The following is a 25,151-nucleotide window of genomic DNA, read 5'->3' on the forward strand; positions in this document are numbered from 1 at the left end:
GTGATGAAGAAATCGTTGTGTGAATCTTGATTTTTAACACATCTTTTCTTTAATTTATTTTTTAGGTCTAGTTTCGTTATATCCTTATTTTAGGAAACCTTACTAATTAAAAAACCGAAAATTATGAGAAAACAATTACCTGCTATTTTTTTAGAAAAGGGCAAATGCTGTCCTATTATAATGTGGATCTTTTTCATCCTCTTGAACTCAAACTTATATGCGCAGCGTGGATATTATGATGCGCCGTATAAAAGATATGAAGCAAACTTAGGACAATTGTCTAACGGCAGTACAACTACTTCAAAATCATACAATCAAGCCGATCTTCAATCAGAATCTTCAGACCAGCAATGTGTAAACATGTCTGCGACTAATGCAACTGTGCAATGGACGTTAACAGAAGCTGCTGATGGACTCGTACTTCGATACAGTGTTCCCGACGGACAAACGGCTACTCTGGGCGTATATAATGGAAATACAAAAATTACAACACTGACTTTGACTTCAACCTGGTCTTGGGAATATTTATGGAGCAATGGAAATCCGAATAATAACGGAATTACCAACCAAAACCCAAGGATGCGATTTGATGAAGTTCGTTATAAACTTCCTAGCAAAATACCTGCTTCTGGAACATTAAAACTAGTTAGAGAAACAGGTAATCTGCATTTGGATTTTGCTGAGATGGAACCAATTCCAACTGCCGTAACAGCTCCAGCTGGTTCGGTAACTTATACTGGAAGCGGAAGCGATCTTCAAACTTTTATTGATGCAAACGGCGGTAAAAAGATATTTATTCCAAGTGGTGTTTACAGCGTTAATCGAGAATTGTATTTTGGTGTTGCCAGTACTTCTTTAATAGGAGCAGGAATGTGGTATACTCAAATTAATTTTACCAACACTAGCAGTTTAAATGGTGGATTGCGCGCTAATGCAAGTAATATTTCATTTAGTGATCTTTATTTAACAACAAATTCAGCTTCCAGAAGTAATTCTTATAAAGCTATAAATGGTGTTTTTACAGCTGGTTCTACAATAAAAAACATCTGGGCAGAACATTTTGAATGTGGTGCCTGGATTGCACAATACAATACTGGCGGTCCTGCAATAGCAGATGGCTTTACACTATCGCATTGTCGTTTTAGAAACAATTATGCCGATGGAATTAATCTTTGCAAAGGAACCGCAAATGCAATTGTGGAGCACTGCAGTTTTAGAAATAATGGAGATGATGATCAGGCAATTTGGTCTGCAAATGGGCAGGAATGTATCAATAATACATTTAGATACAACACCTCAGAAAACTGCTGGCGTGCCACTGGTTTAGCTATTTATGGAGGAAAAAATAACAAAGCCTATAATTTAATTATAAAAGACAATCTGGAAGCAGGTATTCGAGTAAGTAATAATTTTGATGGAGCGCCATTTAACAACGACGGCATGCATGAAATACATGATATTACAATAACAGCCTGCGGAACTTTTAATGACACTTACAACAATCCTGTAGCGGCTGTAGATATTTTTAGTGCCAGTAATGCGGGAACTCAGGTTAAGAATGTCCAGTTTTACAATATTGATATTCTTGATTCTAGAAATGATGCTATTTCTATAAGTAAAAGGTCTGGTGACGGTATTTATAATCTTTCGTTTAAAGACATAACCATCAACGGAACAGGCAAAGAATTCCCAAATAATAATGTACTTAATAGAAATTGGGGCAGAGGTTATTTTGTTCTTATTGCAGGTTCTCCTAGTGGAAACGGAACTTATTGCAACATGAATTATTCTAACAGAGGCGGAAATGCCACAGCTAATGAGGAAATCAGCGCTATTGGTACATTTTCTTGGACACAGAGCTCTAATTGTTCCACTACATCAGTTCCAGTAACAGGAGTAACCGTTTCGCCTGCAGCAGTAACTCTAGGCGCTGGAGCGACGCAGCAATTAACACCGACTGTTTCTCCAGCAAATGCTACAAACAAAACGGTAACGTATAGTTCTAATAATACGGGTGTAGCAACCGTAAATTCTGCTGGTTTAATCACTGCCGTTGCATCGGGATCAGCAACAATAACGGTGACTACACAAGATGGAGCTAAAACGGCAGCTGTAGCAGTTACGGTAAATTCATCTAATGTAGCTGTAACAAGTGTGAGTCTTAATCCAACATCAGCAACACTTGCGGTAGGATCTACGCAGCAATTGACATCGACTGTTTTACCATCAAATGCAACCAATAAATCAGTTAGCTATGCTTCCAATAATACAGGTGTAGCAACCGTAAATAATTCAGGTTTAGTGACTGCAGTTTCAAACGGAACAGCAACAATCACAGTAACAACTGCAGATGGAAATAAAACAAGTACAGCTGTAATTTCGGTTAATACGCCGACAGGAAATTATTTTACGATTAAAAATAAGTGGACAAATAATTATTTATATGATGCAGGAGCAAATGTGGGATATGGTGCAACAGTAGCAAATAATAATTACAAATGGGAAAAAGTCGCTATTGACGCAACGTATTTCATACTAAAAAATGTGGGAACTGGAGATATCATGCATATTGAAAATCTGACAGGAGCTGTACAATGTACTGCTGGATCGACTTCTTGGTGGAGTGCGCAATGGTCAAGCGAAAATGTTGATGGAACTTGGGTAAGAATTAAAAATAGATGGCAGACAGGCAGCATGATTCATATAGAAAACCTAAATGGTTCTGCTCAATATGCGGGAGCTCAAAATAATTGGGAAAGCGCACAATGGCAGTTTCAAACAACTTCAACTGCAAAAAAAGCCAGCGTAAATGAACCAGAAGTAATGGCTGAGAATAATTTGATTAGCATTTACCCAAACCCAGCTACTAATAATGAATTTAATATTGTGCTGCCAGAATTAAAAACAGGCGATGTGGCAACATTAACAATTACTGATATCACTGGAAGAGAAGTCCTGATCAAAAAGGTTAATACTTCTTCTGCTAAAATCAATCATAATTTGGGATCAGGAATTTATATTGTTAACATCAATTCAGATGCGTTTAATGTTTCTAAAAAACTTATTGTAAAATGATTTAAAGATAATTTTACGAAATACTAATTTTAGCAAAACAACCTTCGGGTTGTTTTTTTGTTTTTTGATGATTCAAGTCAAATATTTGTTTTCAATACTGTTTTTATATTTAACAATATCGATACTAATTTGCGAAATATAGTAAGTGAGAAAACAAATAAAGTGCCTATTTGTTTGATTTTTAAGGCTTAATTTGTTTAGTATAATTGTTGTTCTCTGTTTTGGCATAATTGTATACAATTAAAAAAAACTGTCATCCAAACAGTTATCAATTTCAGATTATGCTATTACTAATTAAACAATTAATCTTATGACAAAATCTAAATCCATTATTCTCATACACGGGAATTTTGTAAACGACACAAGCTGGGCAAGGTGGAAAGAACGTTATGAAGAAAAAGGCTATAAGGTTTATACGCCAGCCAATCCGGGTCACGAAGGAAATCCTTCTGATTTAAGAAAACAGGTTCATCCCGATCTTGTTCAAACAGGTTTTGTAGATGTAGTTGACAACATTGTAAGACTTGTGGACAGCCTGCCTGAAAAGCCATTAATAATTGGGCATTCGATGGCAGGAATGGCAGCTATGAAATTACTGGAACTCGGCAAGGCAGACGCCGCAGTTAGTATTGACGGAGCTCCTCCAAAGAATGTTTTTCCTCCCTTTAAAACATTAAAATCGGTATTGCCGGCTTTTGGTTTTTTTTCGTCTTCAAAATATTTTATGGGCAGCCGCGACTGGTACGACAAATGTTTTTTCAACACATTGCCCGAAAGAGAAAGGGCAGCTGCTTTTGACAGCATTGCAGTTCCCGAAAGTTATAAAGTAAGCCGTGAACTTGTTTTGAACTCTTTCTCTAATATTGATTTTAGCAAAGCTCATAATCCTATTTTGTTTATTGGAGGGGGAAGCGACAATATCTTTCCTGCATCTCTTACAACAACGCTGGCAAAAAAATATAAAGACAAAAACAGCAGAGTTAATTTGAAGATTTTTCCAGGTAAAAGCCACTTTATATGCGGAGAACCTGGATGGGAAACAGTAGCTGATTATATTATCGAGTGGTACGAAAACTTATAAATGCTTTTGACAAAAGCTTAAAATTTATGATCAGAAATAGAATTCATTTTAAAATTATAATAACTATTAAAAAGAAACTAATATGACTAAGATTACAGTAAAAGACGGAACAGAGATTTATTACAAAGATTGGGGAACTGGAACACCAATTTTTTTTCATCATGGCTGGCCATTGTCAGCAGACGATTGGGATGCACAATTATTTTTCTTCCTAAACCAAGGATTTAGAGTAATTGCACACGATAGAAGAGGGCACGGAAGATCTACACAAACAGTTACAGGTAATGAGATGGATACCTATGCAGCAGATGTAGCAGAACTTACAGCTTTTCTAGATTTAAAAGATGCGATTCATATCGGACATTCGACTGGCGGCGGTGAAGCCATTCGATATGCTGCAAAATATGGTAAAGATCGAGTGTCTAAAGTGATACTGATTAGTGCTGTAACACCATATATGATTCAAAACGAAAATAATCCTGATGGAGTGCCATTAGCAGTATTTGATGATATCCGTTTTAATACAGCAAATAACAGACAACAGTTTTATCAGGATATTACTTTTCCTTTTTACGGATACAATAGAGAAGGGGCAGTTATAAAAAAAGGAATTCAGGATAACTGGTGGCGTCAGGGAATGGCGGGCGGCATAAAAGCACATTTTGACTGCATAAAAGCATTTTCTGAAACAGATTTTACAGAGGATTTAAAAAGCGTTGATTATCCAGTACTAATACTTCACGGCGAAGACGATCAAATTGTTCCTCATAATGTTACAGCACTAAGAGCTATTAAACTTGTAAAAAATGGAAAATTGATCACTTATCCAGGACTTTGCCACGGAATACCAACAACAGATGCTGATAAAGTGAATTTAGATATACTTAATTTCATTAAATCCTAAGGTTCATTTTGAAATCTATGTGCATTTTAGAAGACGAATTATAAAAATAAAAGAAAATGGATGCAAGTAAATATTCAAAAACAGCCCTGATATTAATTGACCCATTCAACGACTTTCTATCTGAGGGAGGGAAACTTTATCCGCTTACAAAAGAAACAGTAGAAGGTATTTCGCTGGTGCAAAATCTTAAAAAGTTAATTGAAGGAGCAAGAGACCGCAAAATACAAGTTATTTATGCTCCGCATCATCACACAACGAAACCTGATTATTTAAATTGGAAATTTTTAGCACCTTCTCATGAAGGAAGTCAGAAAGTTGTCTTGTTTGAAAAAAATACTTGGGGAGCTGAGTTTCATCCTGAACTTCAACCACAGCCAGGTGACTTAATAGCTCAAAATCATTGGACAGCCAGCGGTTTTGCCAATACAGATCTGGATTTTTTATTGCGAGTACATAATATCGATCATATCATACTTGCAGGAATGAGAGCCAACACCTGTATTGATTCAACAGCTAGATATGGAGTAGAATTGGGTTATCATGTAACGCTGGTTAAAGATGCAATAGCTGCATTCAATTGGGAAGAAATTCGGGTTACTGTCGAAATTACTTTTCCAAATTATGGACATGCGATGTTGACTACTGAAGAATTTGTAAATAGTCCTAAATCTTGAAGTAATGGAAATCATTTCAGAAAGCAGTGCAACAGCCTTAATTAATGCGCCTATAGAAAAGATTGATCTGACAGAATGGCTCTTTAGTTTAAAAAGCCACGAATATCAAGCTTGTTCGCCTTCACATATTGCTGCAGGCAGATCTGTTTCTGTAAATGGAAAAAGAATGTCTATAAATGTTGAACAGGTTGCTGATACACTGTTAATACAAAATTACATTGAAGAAATAGGAGAGAAAGACTATTGTAAAGTAAACTCAATATCAGACTCTTTTTCTCCTTTAGGCAGAACTAAATTAGGAATAGTCTGGGAACTCAAAGTAAAAAAGATTACAGAGAATAGTTGTGAGTTTACTAATGTAGTTACAATTTTAACTACAGATGAATTTTCTTCATTGCTCAAAAAGGCAGGTGTTACCGATTTAAATCCTGTTAAATCTCTTATGGGGCAAAATGTATCAATGCATAATAAAGAAGAAACACCACTATTTGCAAAGGACATTGAGAGTAAAGCTCTTTTGGAAATTTGGAAGTAAAGAGATCAAGAGTTGCTTTAAATGTTAGAGTTGCTGCATAATTTTATTAAATCTTATAAAGAAAAATTAAGAAAACGTCTTGTTATTTGACTGGGCGTTTTCTTATACTTTACTTCAAATGAACTTCACCTGTACTGCAAAAAAATAGGGCAAAATATTAAAAGAAGGTATTATGTATGCAACCACCACCAAAACCATTATGCTCATTTCTGGAGTTTTTGTGAGTCATCACTATTGGGAAGAGTGGATTGTTTTTTTGGAGGAAAGAGGTTATAAAGTTGTTGCGCCGCCATGGCTTTATAAAAACGACAGTACAGAAAATCTAAGAATGCAAAATCAAACACAGAAAATTGGAACTATAACTTTATCAGACCTTCTTTGTTATTATACAGAAATAATTGAAATACTTCCCGAAAAGCCTATTTTAATAGGACATTCTTATGGTGGTCTTTTAGTACAGTTATTGATTCAGAAAGATTTAGCATCGGCTGGAATCTGCATTAATTCTTTTCCGCCATCAGGATGTGCGTTTGCAAAATTTACATTTTATAAAACCATTTTTAGCCTTTCTACCAATTTAATTTCTTTAAAAAAAACACATAAATTATCTTTCAAAAAGTGGCAGCATATTTTTTTTAATAATGTTTCGTATTACGAACAATCGACTAAATATGAGAAATACGCTATTCCAGAATCTCAAAAGGTATTAAGAGATTTATTTTCAAAAAAAGCTGTAATAAATTTCAAAAAAAGACATTCTCCTCTTTTATTAATTTCCTGCTCACAAGATAAAATTGTAAGTCCAAAATTAATTTATTGGAATTTTAAAAAATACAGAAATGTCCATTCTTTAACCTGCTACAAAAATTTCGACGACCGCAATCATTTTGTTGTATTGGAGCCTCACTGGAAAGAAACTGCATCGCATATCGTGCAATGGCTGGATAAAATATCTTAGTTTATTTTTTTATTGATTTCCAGTTTTTTAATTCTTGAAGTTAAAGTGGAAGGATTGATATCTAGAATTTCTGCAGCCCCGCCTGCTCCAGAAACTTTTCCATTACATTTTTTAAGAATATAAAGAATATAATCACGCTCATTTTCCAACATTGTTTTAATTGAAAATGATTCTGTGTTTTGCTCTGTTTTAAGTATTGATGATGGCGAAAATTCAATAGTTTTGATTGTATTTTCTTCATTAAGCAGTAATGTTCGCTGTATAACATGTTCCATTTCTCTAATATTGCCTTGCCAGCTGTAATTTATAAGCTGTTGTAAAGCGGCCTTAGAAAGTGTTGGAGGTTTTATATTCATATTCTCACTATACATTTTTATAAAATGATCTGCCAATTCTGGGATATCTTCAATTCGGTTTCTAAGAGAAGGCACCAAAATAGGAAAAACATATAATCTGTAATATAAATCCATTCTAAAGCGCCCAGCAGCAACTTCATTTTCAAGATCTTTATTTGTCGCTGCTATAATTCGCACATCAATTTTCAGAGGTGCGGATCCGCCAACACGTTCTATATTCTTTTCTTGGAGAACACGCAGTAATTTGACTTGAAGTGTCAGTGGCATTTCTCCAATTTCGTCTAGAAAGATTGTACCTCCGTCTGCCAATTCAAATTTTCCAATACGTCTTTCCTGTGCTCCTGTAAAAGCGCCTTTTTCATGGCCAAAAAGTATAGATTCAGCCAGATTTTCAGGGATTGCACCACAGTTTATAATAATTAAAGGTTTTTCTTTTCGTGGAGATAAAGCATGAATACTTTGCGCAATTTTTTCTTTTCCAGTTCCACTTTCACCCAAAATTAGAACTGAAGTCTCAGAGGGAGCTACTTTTTTGATATAGTTAAAAACCGTTGCCATCTGTGAGCTGCTGCCAATTATGCCTTCAAAACCTGGTTTTGTAATTTCTGATAGTTCTTTATTTTGAGGGACTGCTTTTGTTTTCGGTTCAATAATTGTTTTTTTATCCGAATATAACTGCGTAAAAAAATGGCAAATGGTGCTTTCAATAGGAATTAATAAATTCAAATTCTCATCTGAGTAAGCATTGTAATCCCTGCTGTAGAAAGTAACACTGAACTTTTGTGAGTTTCCTATTGAAAATGGGAAAACCAAATATGATTTAATGCCGAAATTATGAGCAATTATTCCTTTTATAGGAGAAACTTGAAAATTGTTAATCAAAGATTCTCTGCTGTAAATAGCAGGATGCAGATCAATCTGAGATTTTTTATAAGTTTCATCTAGTTCTCTACTCGAAATCTCCGCTATTTTAGAAAGTTTAGCTACAGGAACAAGTTGATATTCTTCTATATTTTTACGGATAACACCTATGTTGGAATACTGCTCAGTATCAGTAAATCCAGCCTCTAGATAATCAAATGAAATAAAAGTCTGAATTATTTTGGCAAACGAAATCAAACCGTCTTCAAGATTTAGATTTGAGTTTATTAAATCAGTGATATTATTTTTAAGTTGAAATTGATGTTTTAACTGAGATTCTAAGCTGTATTGCTGTCTATAAAAAGCAATTTCCAGAGTAGTCAAAATATCCTGCTCTCTAAAGGGTTTGATAATAAATCCGTAAGGACAGGTTATTTTGGCTTCATTGAGAATTAATTTACTTGAATTTGCCGAAATAAAAATAAATCCAATGTTTCTATTCTTCAAAATGTGAGCCAGGTCTATTCCATTTTTATCACCTTTCAGCATGATATCTAGAAATACAAGATCTGGAGTCTGAGTCTGGAGTTTTCCCAGAGCCTGATCTACAGAACGCGCAATTCCAAGCACTTCATAATTTGCTTTTTCAAGAATTAGCTGGAGATCATGTGCTTCAACAAATTGATCTTCAACAATAAGTATACTTTTTTTTACTAGATTTTCAGATTGTGGGGTTTCGTTATAGAGCATTCCCATGTTAGACTATTATTGAGATTAGAAATCTTGTAATTAATTGATATAAAAATAGTTAATTCTTAGAAATAATCTAGTTGTTTCTTTTAAAATATTAGCAATAAAATCATATTTAATGTGAATTTTCTTGATATTTTTAAAAGAGCTTTCTTGTTTATTTCTATATTTGTTTTTAAACCAAAATAAAACAATAACCTGATTTAAAGCTGATTATGAAAAGAAAGCTGTGTTACTATTTAACTTTATTATTTATTTGTTCGGCAGCAGCTCAAGTGCCTGTAAAAGTTGCCAAATATGACCTTCCTAAAAAAAGGTTATTACTCCAGCTTTGTTCAATGTATTTGTATAATGCTAATCAAGGGGCAATAGATGCAGACAGCTCCGTTGTTTTAGCTGCTACAGCCTATAAATTGCCTTTGATGCTGGCATATGATGAAGGTTTTAGTGACAAGATATCAATTGGAAGTGATTTAATCGAAAAAGGAAATATTGATAAAGCAAAAACGCTTCTCGCAAATTTAAAAGGAGAAGAGAAGATTAAACTGCTATTACAATTAGGAAGTTTTTATCTATTTAAATCAGGTGCTAAACCAATAGATCTTCAAAGCGCAAAACACTATATCGACAGTGCAATTGCAGAAAGTAATCAAATCAAAACAGTAAAATGGCAGCATCAAAGTATGTTATTGCTGGGGAAATATTATTTTCAGGCCAATAATCAGTCCCAAAGTATAAAATGCTTTTCGCAGGTTATAAACGAATGCCGAAAAAGTAAAGACAAATTGGGTTTAGCGCGGGGTCTAGAAGCCAAAGCAGATGTTTTGTCTAATCAAGATCCAGAAAAAGAAAAAATACTTAACGAAGTGATCTCAATTTATGCTTCATTAGGATTAGAGGAAAAAAGAATCGAAAATTATTCTAAGATTACTACTATTTATTTTTGGTCAGGAAGAATACGAGAAGCAAAAAAGAGGCTCTATCAAAATTTAGTTGATTTACGAAAAATTGATTTTGCACATCAGCAGTTTGCAGAAACAACTATATCCTTTCTCGAATTGTATCAGCATAATATAAGACCAGCTTTATACTACGCCTTAAAAAGCGTGAAAAGAATGGAAACTGAAAATGATTATACTTTTGCAGACATTTTTTACATGCGTCTGGGTGATGTTTATAATGTATACGGCCATAATCAGGAGGCATTGCAGCTATATCAAAAAAGTATTAAAATAGGAAAAAATAATTTAGATACGGGAGCTTGGTATAAGAGTTTTTTTAGTGCTGTTGCGGCTTTATCGTTAAAAGGGAATAATAAAGAAGCTATTGCTTACATTAATTCCATGACCGCACAATACCCTCCAAAAAGTATTTTCGATAAAATGTCGGTTGCCTTTATTAAAGCTAATTGTTATGAAGCTTTAAAAGATAATATTCAGGCTGAAAAATATTTTAAGGAAATGGATTTTTATTCGAAACAGCTTAATACACCTGAAACAACCAGAGAAATCGCGCATCAATATACTACAATGGCTTTGTTCTACATCAATACAAACAGACCTAAATTAGCTCAATTCTACACAGATAAAATACTAATGTTTGGTAAAAGAGGTATTAGTACTGCTAATACAGAAATGCTTAACATATTGCTTTATAAAATGGATTCGATCAATGGCAATTATAAAGATGCTTTACTACATTTTCAAAATTATAAAAAAATTAGTGATTCAGTGCACGGTATTTCCAAAAACCAACAAATTGAAGAGCTAAAAATTGAATATGAAACTAAAAACAAAGAACAGAAAATCAGACTTTTAAACAATCAATCTAAACTGCAGCAAAGTGAATTGCAAAAATCGAAACTGCTTAATAATGTTTCGAGTGGAAGCTTAGTTCTTTTGCTGATAATTATTGGGTTATTGTATAACCGATATCGATTAAAACAACGAAATCACGCCAAACTGGAGATTAAAGAAAGAGAAATCAACCAAAATAATATTAATCTTAGACATTTACTAGATGAAAAAGAATGGCTGTTGAAAGAGATTCATCATCGGGTAAAAAACAATCTGCAAACGGTAATAAGTCTTTTAAGCTCGCAAGCAGCTTACTTAAATAATGATATGGCTTTGTCTGCAATAAAAAACAGCCAGCACAGAATACACTCCATGTCATTGATTCACCAAAAACTTTATAAGTCAGAAAATATTGCAACAATTAATATGCCCAGCTATATCAATGAATTGGTTGAATATTTAAAGGATTCTTTTTCTATAGGACAGCGAATTCGGTTTGAAATTAGAGTTGAGCAGTTAGAGTTAGATGTTGCGCAGGCCATTCCGATAGGGCTTATCTTGAATGAAGCCATTACCAATTCAATTAAATATGCTTTTCCAGATAACGCGGGTGGAATCATTAGTATCATACTTGAAAAAACAGAAGGAGATCAATACTTGCTGACGATTTCAGATAATGGAATTGGAATTGATACTGCTTTAAGCGCAAATAAATCTGATTCTTTTGGTATGAGTTTAATAAAAGGTCTGAGTGATGACTTGGAAGGAAAATTGGTTATGGAAAACAATAACGGTACTATTCTAAAATTGGAGTTTAAGCCAGAACATCCTCTTAATAAAAAGTATTTGAAGAAACCAGATGTAACTTTGGATATCTAAATTGCTTTATGATATTGAATTTGTTTTTATCATATTTCACAAATTTGCTACTAAGCATGGCGAAATATAAAAAAGTATATTTTAAAATAGTGCTTTAAGTGTTTATAATCAACTGTTTATGTTTTGGTACTTGAATTGTTCTAGTTTATTTCGAGCATTTATAAGATGCTGATTTTTAGACAATAGAGTGATCAATATATTATAAAAAACAAAGTTATTATGAAAACAAATTCTTTAAATGCATTAATACTGACAACTGTAGTTGGCAGAAATGAGAAAGATACCGCGCATGGCAGTGAAACTCAATATGCCGAACTTTCGGGAAGAACACTGGCGTATCGCTCCATCGGTAGCGGAACACCTATTATTTTAAGCAACCGTTTTAGAGGTACTCTGGATACATGGGATCCATTATTTTTAGATACACTTGCGGAGAACTTTCGTATTATAACTTTTGATTACACTGGAATCGGTTATTCTACAGGAACACTGCCAACAAATGTAATCTCTGTCGCAAAAGATATTAAAGATTTGGCTTCCTATTTAAAACTGGATAAAATAGTTGTGTTAGGCTGGTCTTGGGGAGGATTAATTGCACAAGCTGCGGCACTTGAATATCCAGAATTAATAACTCGTGCAGTTGTTATTGGTGCGGTGCCATTAGGAGAAAGAGTAGTGGAGATAGGATCTGCTTTTTTAGAAGCCGCGGTAAAACCAATAAATGACTTTGATGATGAAATTATTCTTTTTTATGAGCCAAAATCTCAAAAATCAATAGAAGCCGCTAAGATTTCTTATGAGAGAATACGCAAGAGACTTGATGTGTCTAAAATTCCTTCTACAATGGAAGTTTTTCAGCTGTATTTTCAAGCCGGTGGTGCAGCGGTAGAAGATAAAGAAGGACTTAGAGATAAACTTAAAGAAACCACTGTGCCAATTTTAGTAATCTCGGGAGACAACGATATTAGCGCTGCTATAGAAAACTGGTTTCCGCTGCTTCGTGAGCTTCCTACTGTGCAGATTATTATACTTCCGCATGCTGGCCACGCTCCGCAGCATCAAGAACCATTATTGACTGCTGGGTATATAAATACCTTTCTGTCACAATAAATGTAATGAATAAGGTTTTAAATGTACTTAATGCAGGTATATCAAAAGTTGGTTAATTCTCTGTATTAAAATAAAGCGGGCTCTTTTCGCAGTCCCGCTTTAATTTTTTCAATTACGCTTTTTGAAGAAATTGTCTTAAAACATATTGAAGTATACCCTCATTTCTATAGTATTCAATTTCTATTTTTGAATCGAGTCTTGCAATTACCTTAAAATTTAATACTTCTCCGTTCTCTTTAACAGCAGTAACGTCGAGCTCTTTCAAAGGAATTATATCCTCTGCAATTCCAGTTATAGTAAAGTATTCTTTACCTGTAAGTCCAAGCACTGCTGCGTTTTCTCCATTTTTGTACTGCAGCGGAAGAACGCCCATACCAACGAGATTGCTTCGATGAATTCTTTCATAACTTTCTGCCAGTACCGCTTTTACGCCGAGCAGGAAAGTACCTTTTGCTGCCCAATCTCTAGATGAACCGCTTCCGTATTCTTTTCCTGCAAGAATAATTAAAGGTGTTTGAGCTTCCCTGTATTTAATAGAAGCCTCATAAATATTCATTTCTTCTCCTGTGGGAAGGAATTTCGTAAAACCTCCTTCATGATCAGCAAGTGCATTTTTGATACGGACATTGGCAAAAGTTCCTCGTATCATCACTTCGTCATGACCTCTTCGTGAACCGTAGGAATTAAAATCACTTTTTTCAACACCGCGGCTCACCAGGTAGGCGCCTGCAGCAGAATTTTCTTTAAAGGAACCAGCCGGAGAAATATGATCGGTGGTTATGCTGTCTCCCAAAACCAACAATGTTCGAGCATTTGAAATGTCTTGCAGCGGTTTTGGATTTTCAGGAAGATTTTTAAAGAATGGCGCTTCCTTTATGTATGTTGAATTCTCATCCCAGCGGTAATTTTTTTGTTCTGGAATAGGAAGCTGCTGCCATATTGAATTGCCTTCAAAAATTGATTCATAACATTGCTGAAATTGTTTTGGAGACAGTACTTCTCTCAATACTGTATTAATTTCGTCATCTTGAGGCCATAAATCTTTGAGGTAAACAGGCAGTAGATTAGAATCATATGTAATAGGCTCATTTAACAAATCAATATCAACTCTTCCTGCAATAGCAAAGATCACTACGAGCATTGGAGACATTAAAAAGTTCATTTTGACCTGCGGATGTATTCTCGCTTCAAAGTTTCTATTTCCAGAAAGAACAGAAGCAAGTACAAGATCATAATCTTCTGCCGCTTTTGCCACATGAGGCGGAAGCGGACCGGAATTCCCTATGCAAGACGTACAGCCATAACCTGCTACATGAAATTTAAGAGCTTCTAGATCTTTCAAAAGGTCAGCTTTTATCAAGTAATCTGTTACTACTTTAGAGCCTGGTGCAAGCGAAGTTTTTACCCAAGATTTAGTGTCGATGCCTCTTTCACGTGCTTTTTTGGCTATCAATCCCGCTCCAATCATTACAAAAGGATTGGATGTATTGGTACAGGAAGTAATTGCAGCTATGGCAACTGCGCCATCAGAAAGTGTAAATTGTTCAGATCCAAGAGAAACTTCTACACTGATGCTTCCGTTTTCTGTTTTTTCTTGAATTATTGTTTCATCTGGAAGAGGTGCACTGCTTGTAATTGTTGGCTGCGATCCTCCTTCAGCAAACCATCTCGAAACTTGTTTTTCAGATTTTTTATATTTTCTGCCAAAACTTTTATCAAGTATATCAACAAAAGAGGGCTGTAAATTTTTAAGTAAAATTTTGTCCTGTGGTCTTTTTGGGCCTGCAATTGTAGGTTCTATGGTAGAAAGATCGAGTTCAATTACGTCAGTATAATTTATAGATTCATTTCCTGTTCGCCAGAGCATGTTTGCTTTGCAATAGTCTTCTACTAGGCTTATCTGTTCTTCTGAACGGTTACTGAGTCGCATATATTCTAAAGTCTTCTGATCAATTGGAAAATAAGAAACCGTACATCCAAATTCTGGCGACATATTTCCGATAGTTGCGCGATCTGGTACGCTCAAACTGTCAAGACCTGGTCCAAATACCTCAACAAATTTTCCTACTACGCCATATTTTCTAAGAAGTTCCGCAATGGTTAAAACCATATCTGTAGAAGTTGATCCCAACGGAATTTTGCCACTAAGCTTAAGTCCGATAACTTCTGGCATAATAAAATATACAGGCTGCCCTAGAATTGCCGCTTCAGCTTCAATACCGCCGACGCCCCAAGCAATAACCCCAATTCCATTAACCATAGGGGTATGGCTGTCAGTTCCCACGAGCGTATCAGGAAAAACTTCTCCATCGCGTTCGATTACACCTTTTGAAAGATATTCCAAGTTAACCTGATGGCAGATACCCATTCCTGGAGGAACCACATTAAAATTTGTAAAAGACTGCTGTGCCCATTTTAAAAACTCATAGCGTTCGCTGTTACGCTTGTATTCCTCATCCATATTACGCTGATAGGAATATTCTGTTCCGAAATAATCAACCTGAACAGAGTGATCGATTACAAGATCAACAGGAATCAACGGATTAATCGCTTCAGAGTTTTTTCCTTTTCTAGAAGCTTCAGCACGAAGCGATGCAAGATCAACAACTGCAGGAACTCCCGTAAAATCCTGCATCAAAACCCTGGCAGGTTTAAAAGGAATATCTTTGTCTGAAGCTTCAGGTTTCCAGTTTAGAATGGTTTCAATATTTTCTCTGGTAATGGCAAAATCATCAAAATTTCGCAGTACATTTTCTAAAAGAATCCGAATTGAAAAAGGCATTTTTTCGATATTAAATCCTTGTTGCTGCATTTCAGTAAGACTGTAATATGAAAATTCACCGCTTTGGGTTTTTAACTGCCTTTTAATATTATAAATGTCGTTCTGCATACTCGATGTTATTTAAATTAGTAAGTATTGGACTTAGTCTTGATGTGTTTTGTCTAATTTGTTCAGTTATTAAATTTAATTATTTATTTCCAAACAGTCTATGGTTTATGCTTTATTAAATCGTTTCTTAAATTTCGCTAAAAAAAATCTGTTTTTTGCGAAATATAAAAAATGCACTCGCAGAAAATAGATAATTATAACTCGATTGTGCTGCCTATTTCTGGAAGATAAAGTTGTAATCCAGCATTTTTAAATTTGTCAAATGCCTTTTGATGATCCATTACAATAAAGCCGAAAGTATCGTAATGAACACCTAAAATTTTAGTGACGCCAACTAATTTTGAAGCCTCAACAGCTTCTTCTATGCCCATAGTAAGTCCATCTCCAATTGGAAAAACAGCAAAATCAAGCGGTGTAAATTTAGGGATCAGCTGCATGTCGAGAGTCAGGGCAGTATCTCCACTATAGTAAAAATTTCCTTCAGCAGTAGTCAGTACAAAACCGCTGGCAATACCGCCGTAAGAGCCGTCACTAAAACTGCTGGAGTGTTGTGCAATTACGCATTTTACAGTTCCAAAATCAAAATCATATTGTCCTCCGGGATTAATTGGATGCGAATTTTCAATTCCTTTTTTTAAAAGCCAGTTATATATTTCAAAATTACCAAGCACTTTGGCTCCAGTATTTTTGGCAATAAGTTCAACATCTTGAATATGGTAATAATGTGCATGAGAAATAAATATATAATCTGCTTTTATGGCATTTACATCTACATCTTTAGCAAGTTCATTGGGTGTGATAAAAGGATCAAAAAGAATATGCTTTCCATTGGTGAATACAGAAAAACAAGAATGCCCGTAGTAAGTTACTTTCATAATAAATAAGATTAATAAATTGATAATTAGAATAATTGACAAAATTATTATTCAAGTAATGTGCCGCTAAATCGAATAGAAAATTAGAAAAAGGCGAAAAATATTTTGCAGCAGTATTTTTCTTTTAAATTGGTTTATCTCAAATTTACAAAATTATATGCTACCAAAGAGCACTAGCTAAACACTTTGCCGTTTTGAAGGTCGTGGCTCTTTTCCACCAAAATATTTCTTCTATCTTTGAAAAGGTAAAAACAAACTATGGAAAAGCTGAGAAAACATATTGAGGAAATTATTCCGATTACTGACGAGGAGTTTGAATCAATTAAACCCTTTTTTACGATCAGAAGAGTATTAAAAAATCAATATTTGATTCAGCAGGGAGATGAGGCAAAATATGAATATATTATTATGAGCGGCATATTCAGGGTTTTTTATCTCAATGAAGATGGAAAGGAACACATCGTACAATTTGCAACAGAAAACTGGTGGATGTCTGATTATATTGCATACTTCAACCAAAAGCAGGCCAACATGTATGTGGTTTGTATGGAGCCGGGAGAAGTTTTATGCCTTACACTTGAAGGCAGAGAACAACTTTCTGTCATACTTCATAAAATGGAACATTTTTTTAGAGTAAAACTTACCAAAGGATATATTGCACTACAGCAAAGAGTTATTTCATTGCTTTCTAATAATCCGCAGCAGCGATATACAGAATTTGCGGCTCTTTATCCAAATCTCATTCAAAAAATTCCAAAAAAATATATTGCAGAATATCTCGGGGTCAGCCGCGAAACCCTCAGCAGGCTTTACTCCAATAACAAATAACAGCTGTTTAATTCTCAAAGTGTGATTTCGATCACACTTTTTTTGTGACTTTTCTCCTCGTATTGAGGAAGAGAGCTGGCATAAATTTGCCCTATAAATAATTCATTAACAACCTAAAAATTATAGAAATGAAAAGACTTATGATCGCATCAATGGCACTTGCCTTTTTTTCTTCTTATGCACAAAATCAAAAAACAACTTTTAAAAACGAAACAAAAATGAACAAGAAAATTTTAATTATTGTGTCTAATGCCAATGCAATTGGACCAAATAACAGAAGAACTGGAACATTTCTTCCAGAAGTAGCACATCCTTATGCCGAATTTGAAAAAGCAAATTATCAAATTGATTTTGCAAGCTTAACTGGAGAGACTCCGTATTTAGATGCTCTTAATTTGGCAAATGATCCTGATAATCTTGCTTTTCTAACAGGAAAAGGATGGGAGACGATGCAGAAGGCGGTTAAACTTTCTACTGTAGAGGTGAGTAAATACGACGCTGTTTTTGTTCCTGGCGGATTAGCTCCAATGGTGGATATGCCGGAAAACGAATTGCTAAAAAAGGTGATTAAAGAAACCTACGAACGCAATGCAGTTGTAGGAGCAGTATGTCACGGTCCCGTATCTTTACTAAATGTAAAACTAAGCAATGGCTCTTATCTCGTAAATGGAAAAAATATCACTTCTTTTACAGATGAAGAAGAAAAAGGTTACGCTATTGCAGATGTACCGTTTTTATTAGAAACAGCATTAACAAAACAAGGAGCAAAATTCCATGCTGCAGCAGTATGGTCAGCTCACAGTATTGCAGATGGTAATTTGGTTACTGGTCAAAATCCTGCTTCCGCGAAAGGCGTAGCAGAAAAAATGATTACTATTTTAGAAAATTCTAAAAAGTAATTGCTTAATTGTATTGACCTTCTTCAAAATGTGGAAGGTCAGTATAATTTCACTTTTAAAATTTTAAAATAATTATAAAAATATATCAAAATGGAAAATCAAAATCCAGTTCATGTTTTTGCTACATGGAAAGTTAAAGAAGGTCAGCTTGAAAATGTTTTAGAATTACTAAAAACGGTACATGCTGAAAGTATAAAAGAAGAAGGTAATTTGTTTTATAAAATTCATCAAAGCAATTCAGATGCTAATACAATCGTATTATTTGAAGGATATACTAATGAAGCTGCAGTTGCAGAACATAGAAATTCAGCTCATTTTCAAGACTTCGTCTTGGGTAAAATTGTCCCTTTATTAGATACTAGAGAAATTCTTTTGGCAACACCTTTGCAATATTAATTTATAATATTGTGAACAAAAGGTATTGTAATCCCTGATAATTTGACTAAATTTAAAGGAACAAATCATGAAGAATGACTTAGAATAAAAGCATGATTTTTTAAAATTACCTATTTAAAAAAAGCATTATGGAAAACACCACAAAAATAATATTTCCCTACGATCAAAGTCTGGTTAAAGAACTGCCGCTCATTAATAAAAATGATATTGAAAAGATATTGAATACCGCTCAAAATTTATTCAATGATCAATCTAATTGGATTCCAGCTTTTAAAAGAATCGAAATATTAGAAAAAACCGCTTCAATAATGAATGAAAGAAGCGAAGAACTAATTCATTTGGCGATAAGCGAAGGCGGAAAACCCTATAAAGATTCGAAAGCAGAAATACTTAGAGCCATTAAAGGAGTAAAATTAGCAACTGAACACATATCGCAGATAAAAGGAGAACAAATCCCAATGGGACTTACTGAAGCTTCTGTAAACAGGATTGCTTTTACTTCTAAAGAACCAATTGGAGTTGTGGCTGCAGTAAGTGCTTTTAATCATCCATTAAATTTGGCTGTGCATCAAATTGCGACTGCTGTTGCCGCTGGTTGCCCGGTTATTTTTAAACCGTCAAGCAATACACCTTTGTCTGGTCTTGCCTTGGCTGATATTTTAAAAGAAGCCGGTTTACCAGAAGAATGGGTTCAAGTAGTATTATGTGATAATGAAACAGCAGAATTGTTAGTTACAGATTCTAGAGTTCATTTTCTGACCTTTATTGGTTCAGCAAAAGTAGGCTGGCATCTTAAAAGCAAATTACCGCATGGAACAAGATGTGCCTTAGAGCATGGCGGAGCGGCGCCTGTAATTGTAGAAAGTGATGCCGATTTTAGCACAATGATTCCAGATTTGGTAAAAGGAGGATTTTACCATGCAGGTCAAGTTTGTGTATCGGTTCAGAAAATATATGTCAATCAGGAGATTTGCGATCGTTTTGTGGAACAGTTTGCTGAAGCAACCAATAAATTAGTTGTTGGAAACCCGTTTAATGAAAAGACAGATGTTGGCTCACTTATTACTCCAAAAGAACTTAGTCGTGTTGAAGAATGGGTTAACGAAGCGATTCAAGAAGGCGCAAAATTAATTGCAGGAGGAAAACGTATTTCTGATACTTGTTTTGAGCCAACAGTATTATTTAACCCATCAGAAGATTCTAAGGTTTCAACAAATGAAATCTTTGGTCCAGTGGTATGTATATATCCTTTTACCAATAGGGAAGAGGCGATAAAAAAAGCAAACGCTTTAGACGTACATTTTCAAGCTGCAGTTTTTACTAAAAACTTAGACATTGCTTTGGATGCCGCTAAAAAATTAAATGCAACTGCCGTTATGGTAAATGACAATACAGCTTTTAGAGTAGATTGGATGCCTTTTGGCGGAAGAGATGCTTCTGGTTTAGGAATGGGAGGAATCTCTTATACTATTAATGATATGACAAGAGAAAAACTGACTGTTTTTAAAAGCAAATATTTATAATTTTAAATAAATTCATAAAAAAAATAGTAACAAAATTAGATCTGTTACTATTTTTTTTATGGGTAATCGTAATCGAGTCTTAGCTTTTCATTATAAAAGTTCCAGGATCTTTATCGCTCTCATCTTCATTTGGTTCTTCTTCTTCCCAGTCATTTTCGTCATATTCTGAATCGAAATCTTCTTCAAGATCTTCTTCCAAATCTCCAAGCACTAAATTATAATGGCCGCTGGCTGTCAAGTTATTTGCAAAACCTCCTTCAAGATAATCATCATAATTTAACAACAATTGTTCTTCATAAGATGTCATATCGCCTGCAAAGTCATCAGACGCATAAAAGTAATTCTCGGATTTCATATATATCAGTTTAAATTAATAGCTTACTTATTCGCTAATTTTCCAATTAACTATTATTAAAAGTAAGATTTTTAAATGCTGAAGGTTTTATATAATTTGCGCAAACCATTGTCAAATTCTCATATACGAGATGAAAAATAATCAAGATGATGAAATGTAAAACGACTAAGACATAATATCATCTAACGAACTGTTTCCATTACCATTTGATTTTCTTACAACAGTAATCTGTCCGTTAAGTTCCATTACAATTGCTTTAACTTCTTCGATCTGGTCAATTCCTGAATTTCTGATTGTAGAAAATATTTCCGCTTTTGTTATGGCTTCTTTCTCCATAGTTTTTTCTATAAATTTTCCATCATAAAATATTAAGCTGGGTACGGCATTTATAAGTCTTTCCATTTTTTTTGAGGAACGAGCTGTTCGTGCAAAAATATATTGTAAGATGATAATCAAAAATAAGACAAGAGCTCCTTCAACCAGTGGAACCATTGCCAGCATCATATACGATAGAGTAGAACCCAGAGCAACAGTAACGACAAAATCAAAGGCATTGAGTTTTGCTAAGGTTCGCTTTCCTGAAATTCTCAGGAAGAAAAATAAAGTAATGAATGCAATAATAGTAGCAATTATAACATGTCCTATACTGATCCAATCTTTAAAAAAAACTTGTTCCATATTCTTAGTATTAATGGTTGTAGATAATTGTTGCTTTCCAAATAAACGAAACCTCCGTAATGGTAATTACAGAGGTTTTAAATCAATCTGTTTTCTATTGCTGTACATTTTGAAAAGATTAGTGCGTCATTTTTATTTATGGATTTCCTTCACCGCCGCTTGCACCATAAATCTGTCCAGTTGCATAACTAGCATCATTAGCAGCAAGCTGTACATAAATGGAAGCAAGTTCAACTGGCTGTCCAGGTCTTCCCATAGGAGTTTGTGATCCAAATTCTTTAAGTTTTTCCATTGTTGCGCCGCCACTCACTTGAAGCGGTGTCCATATTGGTCCGGGTGCAACTCCATTAACTCTTATGCCTTTTGGGCCAAGTTGTTTAGCCAGCGATTTGATATAGTTGGTAGTAGCTGCTTTTGTCTGAGCATAATCGTATAAATCTTCACTAGGCGCATAAGCCTGAACTGAACTTGTTCCTATTATCGAAGCACCTGCTTGTAAATGAGGCAGAGCAGCTTTAATAATCCAAAATGGAGCATAAATATTAGTTTTCATTGTCCAGTCAAATTCTTCTGTAGAAATATCTAGAATTGAAGCATTTGTCTGCTGACGAGCAGCATTGTTTACTACAATGTCAAGTCCGCCGAGTTCTTTTACAGCTTTTTCTACGAGTGATTTGCAAAATGCTTCATCGCGTAAATCTCCAGGTATTGCAACGGCTTTTCTTCCTTCAGCCTTAATCAGCTGGATTACTTCTCTGGCGTCTTCTTCTTCAGTTGGAAAATAATTTATAGCTACATCAGCACCTTCTCTTGCATACGCTATTGCAGCAGCTCTTCCCATTCCAGAATCACCTCCAGTTATTAGTGCTTTACGGCCTTTTAAACGGCCAGTTCCTTTATAACTTTTCTCGCCGTGATCGGGCCTCGGATCCATTTTACTGACAAGTCCCGGCCATGGTTGCGATTGTTCCTTAAATGACGGTCTCGGATATTTTGTAGTAGGATCTTCCGGTCCGTTTACTATGTGGACACCAGCATCATTGAGACTGCTGGCAAGCACAGGGTTAATTGCTGCCGTGGCAAGTACCGCCCCCATACCTGTTAAGGCTGAACGGCGCGACATTGTGTTTTTAACATCCATAATATTTAGATTTAAAAATTTACTTTTTATTTAAAATTCCAATTAAAATTAGAAAATGTAGAAAGGATACTCTTATAGAATTTTAAGATTATATTGTAGATATATAATACGTTAGTGTCTGGTTTACTAATAGTTATGATGATTTTATTAATGAAAATTAAATCAATAAATGCTGTAAATGTTGCCAGATATTATGTAACGGTCTAAAATAAACGATGAGTAATTTTAATTAAGTTCAGCAGAGACAAATTTTTACTTATGTATGCTAATTAGAACTTTAATTAAAAAAAACGATTATATGAAAGCGATTATACTCTTAGGTACACTTAAAAAGAAAGGAAGATCAAATACCGAAACTCTTGTCGAATTTCTCGGCACATATCTTGAGAAACAAAATATAGATTATGAAGTAATTAAACTTGCCGATCATCATATCGTTCCGGGTACTTACACTCACATGGATGTAAAAGATGACTGGCCGTCAATATATCAAAAAATAACTGAAGCACAGATTTTGCTTTTTGCAACTCCACTGTGGTGGAATAGTCATTCTTCGGAATTACAAAGATGTATAGAACGTTTAGATGAGGTGTATGATAAAATACTTGCTGGAGAAGATTCACCACTCGATGGTAAAATTGGAGGAGTTGTTATAACTGGAGATTCTGACGGAGTAGAACATGTAACGGGAAATATTGCTAATTTTTTCTGCAGCATTGGTGTAACACTTCCACCGTATTCATCTCTCGGTGTAATATGGGAAGGACATGCAAAAGGTACAAAGAAGACCAAAACACAGCTTCTTAATTATTATCACCGTAATTATGCAAAAGATGCGAAGTCAATGGCAGAATCTTTAGCAAAAGCTGTAAAATAAATAAAGAATTACAAAGAGATATTTCCAGGTAATACAGATTTTTTGATCTCACTGCTAAACTTTTCATTAGTACGAAAGGATACCGGTTTTACTGCTGATTTTTTATCAGAAGTTCTGGAACTAGAACTGTTATTTTTATGATTCAAATTTGTCATAACCTTTAGATTTATAATTTATAAGACAATCCAATTTCTACGAATTTTTGTTGAGGTGAATGCATAATGTTAGAGCCAGCCATAATATCCAGCTGCATGTTTTTCTGAAGGACATATAATACCGCAATATCGGCAGTATTTTGAGCATGATGGTGAGATTCGGCATAACCATAAGCTTCTGCTACTAGTTTTATCTTTTTAGTCAGCGCGTGATCTGCAGATAAGGTATATATGTATTCTGGATGAGCAGTTTCGGCCAGCCATTTTACTCCCATATTGTAACCAAGATGTGAAGATTTAGACAGTTCATGCTGCGCCAGCATACGGATTTCAGGACTATATTTGGGTTCCTGAAAAGCATTATCAGCCAGCCACGGAATTCTTACTCGTGCTAGTAAAGCAAGATCAGGAATTAATCCTTTATGATTAGCGATGTGATATTTTGCGCCCACAATTAATGGTTCTATTCCGGAGTGCTGTTCTTGCTCTTGATGGTCTATTTTAAAAGCACTTTCAATTCTGATTTCAGCATTTTTAAAAACTCCGTATCGAAAAATAGCATTTGGAACTTCAAATGTTTTGTCATCATCTTCTTTTTCAAAAGAAAATCCGCTTTCAATCTGAATATGACGCGTTGTAATGACTGCCGGACTTTCGGTTTCATTAGGCCTGTCTGTTTGTATTTGCTGTGCTTCAGCAATGCAGGTAAAACAAAATAGACCGGCAGTCAATAATTTTTTAATTTTTTTCATCCTTAATGTTATGATTCAAGATATGCTTTAAGACCACTGATATCGTCATGCACCAGTTTCTCAAATATTGGATTTAAAAGTTTTGCAGCTCCTTGTCCAGCAATACCTAGCGGGGCGCGGTAAGAAATCGTAATTTCAATTTGAGTAGCGTCTCCCACGGCTTTAAAAAGTACTTTTCCAAAGTTTTTTACAGGCGCGCCCTCAATTGACTGCCAGCTTAGAAGTTTTTGCTTTTGATCTTTAATGATTTCGGCTTTCCAAGTCAGCGAACCAATACCAGCAGGTCCTTTTGCTGTCCACTCAGACTGGGTGCTGTTAATAGTTTTAACAGATTCTAGGTGCTTCATAAATTTTGGCAGATTTTCTAAATTACGCCAAAAAGCATAAACTTCGCTGATCGGTTTATTGATCGTTACCTCTGTTCTGATATTTACATTAGAGCCTTTGTCATTTTTTATATGATCAATAGCGCTGTAAATTGGGCAGTACCCGCTAATTCCACGAGCCAGCATAGCGCCGCCCGAAGTAATTTGCGCAATACTTTTCTTTTCCTGCGAAAGACCTTTATATAAAAGATATGATCCGCTTGTAATCATAAGAATACGCTCAATTGTTGATACATTGGCATTTCCTTTTGATGAGCTTCCTTTTTTATGTGTTAATGCGTTAGTTTCCATATTTTAAATTTTTAAATTTTCAGTGTAATAAAAGTAAGCTTCGGATGCTCGTTTTTTCTTATAGTATTCCCGAATTTTCTTATACAATTTGTTTGAGTATGAATTAGTATAGCTTATAAAAAAAAA

At 34.7% G+C, this 25,151-nt stretch carries 21 protein-coding genes; 13 read left to right on the forward strand and 8 right to left on the reverse strand.

Annotated features, from left to right (window positions below; all coding sequences use genetic code 11):
• Nucleotides 1-123: 123 nt before the first annotated feature.
• The 6 genes from QMG60_RS14500 to QMG60_RS14525 all read left to right on the forward strand — a co-directional run bounded on the left by QMG60_RS14500 (nucleotide 124) and on the right by QMG60_RS14525 (nucleotide 7,227).
• Nucleotides 124-3,075, forward strand: a complete 2,952-nt coding sequence (locus tag QMG60_RS14500) for an Ig-like domain-containing protein (RefSeq protein WP_281865390.1) — start codon at nucleotides 124-126, stop codon at nucleotides 3,073-3,075.
• Between the two features lie 310 nt (nucleotides 3,076-3,385).
• A complete protein-coding gene (locus QMG60_RS14505; protein ID WP_281865391.1) occupies nucleotides 3,386-4,156 on the forward strand; it encodes an alpha/beta hydrolase in 771 nt (256 codons plus the stop codon).
• Between the two features lie 82 nt (nucleotides 4,157-4,238).
• On the forward strand, nucleotides 4,239-5,060 hold the full coding sequence (locus tag QMG60_RS14510; RefSeq protein ID WP_281865392.1) for an alpha/beta hydrolase: 822 nt from the start codon (nucleotides 4,239-4,241) through the stop codon (nucleotides 5,058-5,060).
• A gap of 56 nt (nucleotides 5,061-5,116) precedes the next feature.
• On the forward strand, nucleotides 5,117-5,734 hold the full coding sequence (locus QMG60_RS14515; RefSeq protein WP_134141525.1) for an isochorismatase family cysteine hydrolase: 618 nt from the start codon (nucleotides 5,117-5,119) through the stop codon (nucleotides 5,732-5,734).
• Nucleotides 5,735-5,738: 4 nt separating this feature from the next.
• Nucleotides 5,739-6,269 carry a hypothetical protein gene (locus QMG60_RS14520; protein ID WP_281865393.1) on the forward strand — a complete coding sequence of 177 codons (531 nt, stop codon included), beginning with the start codon at nucleotides 5,739-5,741 and terminating at the stop codon, nucleotides 6,267-6,269.
• A 172-nt stretch (nucleotides 6,270-6,441) separates the two neighbouring features.
• Nucleotides 6,442-7,227, forward strand: a complete 786-nt coding sequence (locus QMG60_RS14525) for an alpha/beta hydrolase (RefSeq protein WP_281865394.1) — start codon at nucleotides 6,442-6,444, stop codon at nucleotides 7,225-7,227.
• Here QMG60_RS14525 and QMG60_RS14530 read toward each other — a convergent pair.
• Nucleotides 7,224-9,200: a sigma 54-interacting transcriptional regulator gene (locus QMG60_RS14530; protein WP_281865395.1), complete on the reverse strand. Its 1,977-nt coding sequence runs from the start codon at nucleotides 9,198-9,200 to the stop codon at nucleotides 7,224-7,226. The genes QMG60_RS14525 and QMG60_RS14530 overlap by 4 nt on opposite strands.
• Before the next feature lie 209 nt (nucleotides 9,201-9,409).
• Between QMG60_RS14530 and QMG60_RS14535 the strand changes: the two genes are divergently transcribed.
• Nucleotides 9,410-11,869 carry a sensor histidine kinase gene (locus QMG60_RS14535; RefSeq protein ID WP_281865396.1) on the forward strand — a complete coding sequence of 820 codons (2,460 nt, stop codon included), beginning with the start codon at nucleotides 9,410-9,412 and terminating at the stop codon, nucleotides 11,867-11,869.
• Between the two features lie 219 nt (nucleotides 11,870-12,088).
• The gene (locus QMG60_RS14540; RefSeq protein ID WP_281865397.1) at nucleotides 12,089-12,979 is read left to right on the forward strand and encodes an alpha/beta hydrolase; all 891 of its coding nucleotides are present in this window, start codon (nucleotides 12,089-12,091) and stop codon (nucleotides 12,977-12,979) included.
• Between the two features lie 112 nt (nucleotides 12,980-13,091).
• Here the strand turns inward: QMG60_RS14540 and acnA are convergent, their stop codons facing one another.
• Nucleotides 13,092-15,869, reverse strand: coding sequence for an aconitate hydratase AcnA (gene acnA, locus QMG60_RS14545; protein ID WP_281865398.1), 2,778 nt, complete (start codon nucleotides 15,867-15,869; stop codon nucleotides 13,092-13,094).
• A gap of 194 nt (nucleotides 15,870-16,063) precedes the next feature.
• Nucleotides 16,064-16,744, reverse strand: coding sequence for a metal-dependent hydrolase (locus QMG60_RS14550; RefSeq protein ID WP_281865399.1), 681 nt, complete (start codon nucleotides 16,742-16,744; stop codon nucleotides 16,064-16,066).
• 258 nt (nucleotides 16,745-17,002) lie between these two features.
• Here QMG60_RS14550 and QMG60_RS14555 point away from each other — a divergent pair, with 258 nt between their 5' ends.
• The 4 genes from QMG60_RS14555 (at nucleotide 17,003) to QMG60_RS14570 (ending at nucleotide 20,390) form a co-directional block, all read left to right on the forward strand.
• Nucleotides 17,003-17,572 (forward strand): Crp/Fnr family transcriptional regulator, encoded by a 570-nt coding sequence (locus QMG60_RS14555; RefSeq protein WP_281865400.1) that lies wholly within the window; start codon nucleotides 17,003-17,005, stop codon nucleotides 17,570-17,572.
• A gap of 128 nt (nucleotides 17,573-17,700) precedes the next feature.
• Complete coding sequence (locus tag QMG60_RS14560; RefSeq protein WP_208326197.1) at nucleotides 17,701-18,471, forward strand: type 1 glutamine amidotransferase domain-containing protein; 771 nt, start codon at nucleotides 17,701-17,703, stop codon at nucleotides 18,469-18,471.
• A 90-nt stretch (nucleotides 18,472-18,561) separates the two neighbouring features.
• A complete protein-coding gene (locus QMG60_RS14565; RefSeq protein WP_281865401.1) occupies nucleotides 18,562-18,867 on the forward strand; it encodes a putative quinol monooxygenase in 306 nt (101 codons plus the stop codon).
• Between the two features lie 128 nt (nucleotides 18,868-18,995).
• Entirely contained in the window at nucleotides 18,996-20,390 is a 1,395-nt protein-coding gene (locus QMG60_RS14570) for an aldehyde dehydrogenase family protein (protein ID WP_281865402.1), read from the forward strand.
• Between the two features lie 79 nt (nucleotides 20,391-20,469).
• Here QMG60_RS14570 and QMG60_RS14575 read toward each other — a convergent pair whose 3' ends face one another.
• From QMG60_RS14575 to QMG60_RS14585, 3 genes are all read right to left on the reverse strand, one after another.
• Entirely contained in the window at nucleotides 20,470-20,745 is a 276-nt protein-coding gene (locus QMG60_RS14575) for a hypothetical protein (protein ID WP_281865403.1), read from the reverse strand.
• A 165-nt stretch (nucleotides 20,746-20,910) separates the two neighbouring features.
• Nucleotides 20,911-21,423, reverse strand: coding sequence for a YetF domain-containing protein (locus QMG60_RS14580; RefSeq protein ID WP_281865404.1), 513 nt, complete (start codon nucleotides 21,421-21,423; stop codon nucleotides 20,911-20,913).
• A 136-nt stretch (nucleotides 21,424-21,559) separates the two neighbouring features.
• Complete coding sequence (locus tag QMG60_RS14585) at nucleotides 21,560-22,564, reverse strand: SDR family oxidoreductase (protein WP_281865405.1); 1,005 nt, start codon at nucleotides 22,562-22,564, stop codon at nucleotides 21,560-21,562.
• 298 nt (nucleotides 22,565-22,862) lie between these two features.
• Between QMG60_RS14585 and QMG60_RS14590 the strand changes: the two genes are divergently transcribed.
• On the forward strand, nucleotides 22,863-23,441 hold the full coding sequence (locus QMG60_RS14590; RefSeq protein ID WP_281865406.1) for an NAD(P)H-dependent oxidoreductase: 579 nt from the start codon (nucleotides 22,863-22,865) through the stop codon (nucleotides 23,439-23,441).
• A 166-nt stretch (nucleotides 23,442-23,607) separates the two neighbouring features.
• Here QMG60_RS14590 and QMG60_RS14595 read toward each other — a convergent pair whose 3' ends face one another.
• Both QMG60_RS14595 and QMG60_RS14600 read right to left on the reverse strand, forming a co-directional pair.
• On the reverse strand, nucleotides 23,608-24,348 hold the full coding sequence (locus QMG60_RS14595; protein ID WP_281865407.1) for a transporter: 741 nt from the start codon (nucleotides 24,346-24,348) through the stop codon (nucleotides 23,608-23,610).
• Nucleotides 24,349-24,356: 8 nt separating this feature from the next.
• Nucleotides 24,357-25,025, reverse strand: coding sequence for an SRPBCC family protein (locus tag QMG60_RS14600; protein WP_057118211.1), 669 nt, complete (start codon nucleotides 25,023-25,025; stop codon nucleotides 24,357-24,359).
• Nucleotides 25,026-25,151 lie beyond the last annotated feature (126 nt).

Source organism: Flavobacterium sp. GSB-24, assembly GCF_027924665.1.
GTDB lineage: Bacteria > Bacteroidota > Bacteroidia > Flavobacteriales > Flavobacteriaceae > Flavobacterium.